5 protein-coding genes are annotated in these 4,352 nt (G+C 50.6%); 2 read left to right on the top strand and 3 right to left on the bottom strand.

The genetic code is table 11. The features are described from left to right. The 3 genes from QUB64_RS32670 to QUB64_RS32660 form a co-directional block, all read right to left on the bottom strand. Positions 1-290: hypothetical protein (locus QUB64_RS32670; RefSeq protein ID WP_333394349.1), on the bottom strand; the 290-nt coding region annotated here is incomplete at its 3' end. Then, the gene (locus tag QUB64_RS32665; protein WP_333278735.1) at positions 283-564 is read right to left on the bottom strand and encodes an HU family DNA-binding protein; all 282 of its coding nucleotides are present in this window, start codon (positions 562-564) and stop codon (positions 283-285) included. The genes QUB64_RS32665 and QUB64_RS32670, both read right to left, overlap by 8 nt. Positions 565-741: 177 nt before the next feature. After that, positions 742-1,203, bottom strand: a complete 462-nt coding sequence (locus QUB64_RS32660; protein WP_333278737.1) for a hypothetical protein — start codon at positions 1,201-1,203, stop codon at positions 742-744. A 69-nt stretch (positions 1,204-1,272) separates the two neighbouring features. On the opposite strand from QUB64_RS32660, the gene QUB64_RS32655 reads away from it, so the two are divergent. Both QUB64_RS32655 and QUB64_RS32650 read left to right on the top strand, forming a co-directional pair. Then, positions 1,273-3,423 carry a hypothetical protein gene (locus QUB64_RS32655; RefSeq protein ID WP_333278740.1) on the top strand — a complete coding sequence of 717 codons (2,151 nt, stop codon included), beginning with the start codon at positions 1,273-1,275 and terminating at the stop codon, positions 3,421-3,423. Between the two features lies 1 nt (position 3,424). Beyond that, positions 3,425-4,273, top strand: coding sequence for a CopG family transcriptional regulator (locus QUB64_RS32650; RefSeq protein WP_333278742.1), 849 nt, complete (start codon positions 3,425-3,427; stop codon positions 4,271-4,273). Positions 4,274-4,352 lie beyond the last annotated feature (79 nt).

Here is a 4,352-nt window from a genome sequence, read left to right as displayed (position 1 = left end):
AGGGTCGGGCGTGCTGGAAGTAGCCTATCCTCATCCGGGCTCCAGCCGAGTTCCAGCACTTTGTAAATTGCTGATTCCTTGTCAAACAATTCTTGGATCTGCCTCGCCACCTCGATCGCCATCTTGGTCAATCCCTCTTTATCCAACACCGATGGATGGCGAGTGGCTAGTTGGATGTGGCTGATGATGGCGATCGCCGCCAGTGGTGGAAGTTGGATCGGGGCGGGCGGCGCATTTTCTAGTTCTGCCAGTTCGACAGCATATTGTTTCAGGTCTGGGTAATTAGTCATTAGTCTTGACTGCCTCCTTGAAGTCTTTGCCTGCACAGAAAACCGGCACTACGGTTGCTGGAAGCTTCATCGCCTCACCGGTTTTGGGATTGCGGCCGTCGCGGGCTGCTCTGTCGCGCTTCTCAAAAGAGCCAAATCCGACCAGCATGACTTTATCTCCGCTGGCAACGGTTTCGATTATGGTTTCTAGAAGTGCGTCTAGGAAGGCGCTTGTATCTTTCTGGGTGGCTGAGGTTTTGGCGACCACAGCATGAATTAGTTCGGTTTTGTTCATTGGTGCTTTAACGCAAAAGTCTAGTTTGTTACATATTGAAGCTGCGCCGTGATGTGTCGCTATTGCTTGCTACACATAAATGTTGCTCTCATGAGATGGGCGTTTATGTGTAGCTTTAGTTGTGGGCATAGTGCTTAAACGCAAAAAGCCAGCACCCGATTTGGATGCTGGATTTGCTTATACTGCTTCCCCCAAGAGAAAAAGTATTTCTTGTTCTAGCAGCTTCATTTGATCTAAAACTTGATCGTGGTGCTCTTTTGCTGCCTTCAGTCTCGCCTGAAGCCTTTCTTCATGAGCCTCAACATATGCCAGGTGAGAGTGCTGCAACTCTCTCACTTGGCTGAGTATTTTCCCAAAACTTGCCTCTCCTCTGTTGACAGAGCCTTTCGAGTCTCTATATATCCCCGTGCAATCTCCTTCAGAAGATCTGTTCGTGATTTCATTCCCATCGCTTTCGCTTTGTCTTCCAGCGCCCCCCAGTCCTCCTCTTCGAGGCGAACTGTGGCGTTGATTTTCTTTTTGCCCTGATTTGCCATAGCTTCCAGCCATATTAAAAATTTCCTCAATTATTGCACGTGCTACCTTGACAGTTATTTTAGCACGTGCAATCATTATATCAATGACTGCACGTGCAGTCATTAGACCATGCATACCCTAAACGTGGGGGGCGAGCTTCTCCCTCGCCTTTTCCTACCCCCCTCAAAACCTATGCAAGACCTAACCACCAAAACGCTCAAAGAGCTCAAGGCTATGGCCGAGCCGAGCTTGGAAATAGCGTACAAGAACGGAATTTACTATCAAGGCGACAGACGCCAGCGCCAGAGCTGGGTTAGCTTTCTAGAGCGCTGCTGGGAAGCCGGAATCGTGTCGGCATTTTTACCAAAAACTGAGCCGGCTTTCGAGGTCAATGTCGAAGAGCCTGACGAAAATATCCCCGTTGTCGAAACTCAAGCCCAGGCATTGCCCGAAAGTTCCGACACTTTGGCCGCTTCCCCCGGTATCGAAATTGAAGCCCAGGAGCCTCACGAAAATATTCCCGGTGTCGATCGCCCTATCGGATTTCAGGATATTGTCGATCTTCTGTCTTCTCGCGGGGCTGATTCCTTCGCCATCGGCGGGTCTGTCAAAATGGGCAACTCGGCCCGTCTAGTTAGAACTACCAACGACTCATTTGTTCTTTTCGTTGAGGAGGAGGTCGCGCCGATCAAAGTTCAAGCCCAGGAGCCGATCGAACCGCTGGCGGAAAAAACCCCCGGTATCGAACAGGTTGAAAAGGCGATCGAATCTCAAGCCCTGGAGCCTCACGAATCCAAGTTTGGCCGCATCGTTTATCCCCGCGCTCAGAAGCCGATCGCACCAGCGGTCGAAAGCGAGTCAGAAGTGAGTCAGATGGCGATCGCACAAGTGGCCAGCAATTCCCCCGGTGTCGAAGTCGAATTCACCGCTCGCGATCGGTTTGTTTCTGTTGGCTCTAGGCGTTTTCTGGCTCTTGAACCTGTGATGAAGGAGGCTGTCGATCTGAAGACTTTCGGAGAGCCTGTGTATCCCGAATGGCCTGAATGTTGGTTGCCCGCAGCCGAAAATTCCCTCAATGTCGATCGCGTCCAGGAGCCGATCGAAATCGGAGTTGAGCCAAAAACTGAGCCGACATTGATGTCCGAACCTGCATCGGCGATCGAAGAAAATATCCTCGGTGTCGATCGCGTCCAGGAGTTAGGTCTTAGATTGTCTGACAGGTTCCTCAGCCTTTACGCGCCGCCTAATTTCAGCAGAGCTTACGAATCCGAACCCGATGGGCAACTGAAATTGCTAGAGCGAGTGACTGACCCAGACTATTACGAACCGCCTGACCCAGACCACTACAGTACCCTAGCTGAATTTTGGGCTGTCTCCAGCGCTTGGGACGCAGCTTTTCCCGACAGTGTTGAACAATTTCGGGACTTAGATATTCAACAACAAAACAATGATGATGCAGTTACAGGAACTTGTGCCGAGCCGGCTGGAGCGGATGAAATTGCGATCGCTGCTGAACTACCTTCAGGATGCGACAATCGCGCCGAACTTTATGGAACTAGCGGCTATCACCAGGATGAAGGACTGGGAAGCCAAAAGGGCGATCGCCTTCTGGAAGAAAGCGGGGCTGGTTCGGGAAGTGCAAGGGGAGTTTTATCACATCAGCCACCTGAACTAACTCCGAACATTGCGCCGCCAGCCCCGAACATTACAGCTACCTTCAACGACGAGCAGCCACCCAATCGAGGTGACGGCAGGCATCCCAAACTCGCGATCGGAATGCAGGTCTGCCACCGAAGTGATTTGCACCCCCTCGGCACCATCACCGACATCTACACCTCCAAAAGAGGCAAGCTCAGAGCCAAAATTGAGCGACCCAAGATTGGCGGCTTCGTTTATTTCGATTGTGATTTGTTGGTCGAAGAGAAATTTAATTACTGGAGCTACCCAGATCCCATGGGGCCGTGGAAAAAAACTAAATTTACTATTTGGGTTAAGAGCAGCGGTTGCGACGTTTGGGTACGCAAACAACCCGCCCCGGCGCGAACGAGTTGGACTCAAGACCAACTGCGATCGTTATCCCCTTTCCAGCTTAAAAAGATTGCCCGGGACATGGGTATTTTTTCAATCCCCGGCAGCTCCTGCAAGCGCAGTTTGATGCGGGCGATTTTGGTAGAGCAAGAACTGCGGGCGATCGTTCGCGAGAAAGACGCACCTAAACCGTTGGTCGATCGCCCCCCACTCCCTAAATCTGCGAAGAAACAAGCAGCCAAAAAGTCGGGAAAAACAGTCACCGAGCCATTAGGTCAGCAACTATCTCTTAATCTGTTCTCCGCAGCTTACTAATATGACAACTTCCTTCTTTCGATACGTTAAACCTTGGTTGCAATATCAGCCACAGTTTGACGAGCCGGATAACTTGCACCTTGTCAACCTTTACGATTATTGGAGCTTATTTTGGGCTGCCGATACGAAAACCACAAGCGATTTACCCTACTGGGAGTACGAAATTCGCGATAGCTCAATGTCGTACATTCGGCAGGGCTTAGCGCTTCACGCCATCCGCCTCAAGCTATCGTCAGCTAGCAAAAACTGGCGGGTTGATTTTGAAAATTTCTGCAAGAATTCTCCCGTCGGCAGCAGTTCCTATGCCAAGAAAATCATCCAAGCGGCATCCGTGGCGATCGACTTAATCAACCAAGGATTTAGCAAAATACCTAGCTGCATATCCCAAGCTTTGCCGCTCGCTAAATTCTGCTCGTCTCTCACCACTAAAGTCGGCGACATAACGCCATCTGACACCGAACTCTCTCAAAAATGGCAAGAGGTTTTAGATTCGGCTCCTGAGGGCCGCATCACAACCGCGCACGTAAAGGCCGTTACAGATGACGAGCCTCAAGAGAAGCCAACCACAATCAAAATCAAGAAATTTAAGCAGAATTTAGCTGAGGAAGCTCGCGAGAGGGGGATTTCACAGCAGCAGCTAATTGAGGAAATTTTGGCAGAACGCTATCTAGAAAGATCGGATGAGCAGGTTGAGTCGGAAGATTGTCTCGAAGGGCGATCGGATGAGCAGGTTGAGTCGGAAGAAGAGTACACGCCAGAGCAACAGGCAGTATTGGATGACTTGGACGTTGTTTTTGAAGGCAGCGTGCGATCGGGCATTAGATCCGACCGCGTGTCGGATTCATCTTAACTAAGGACAAGCATGAAAACATTTACCTACCGCCAGTCTGAGCTACCACCAATTCCCCCAGAGGTTGAGGCAAAAGTTG

This window comes from Microcoleus sp. Aus8_D2, from assembly GCF_036702665.1.
GTDB lineage: Bacteria > Cyanobacteriota > Cyanobacteriia > Cyanobacteriales > Microcoleaceae > Microcoleus.
Note: the sequence above shows the minus strand (reverse complement) of the source record. Positions and strands in the feature narration are given on the sequence as shown.

Bases quoted from the DNA above. Each gene is read 5' to 3' on its own strand.
- QUB64_RS32665 (WP_333278735.1), bottom strand. From the start codon at position 564: ATGAACAAAACCGAACTAATTCATGCTGTGGTCGCCAAAACCTCAGCC.
- QUB64_RS32660 (WP_333278737.1), bottom strand. From the start codon at position 1,203: ATGACTGCACGTGCAGTCATTGATATAATGATTGCACGTGCTAAAATA.
- QUB64_RS32655 (WP_333278740.1), top strand. From the start codon at position 1,273: ATGCAAGACCTAACCACCAAAACGCTCAAAGAGCTCAAGGCTATGGCC.
- QUB64_RS32650 (WP_333278742.1), top strand. From the start codon at position 3,425: ATGACAACTTCCTTCTTTCGATACGTTAAACCTTGGTTGCAATATCAG.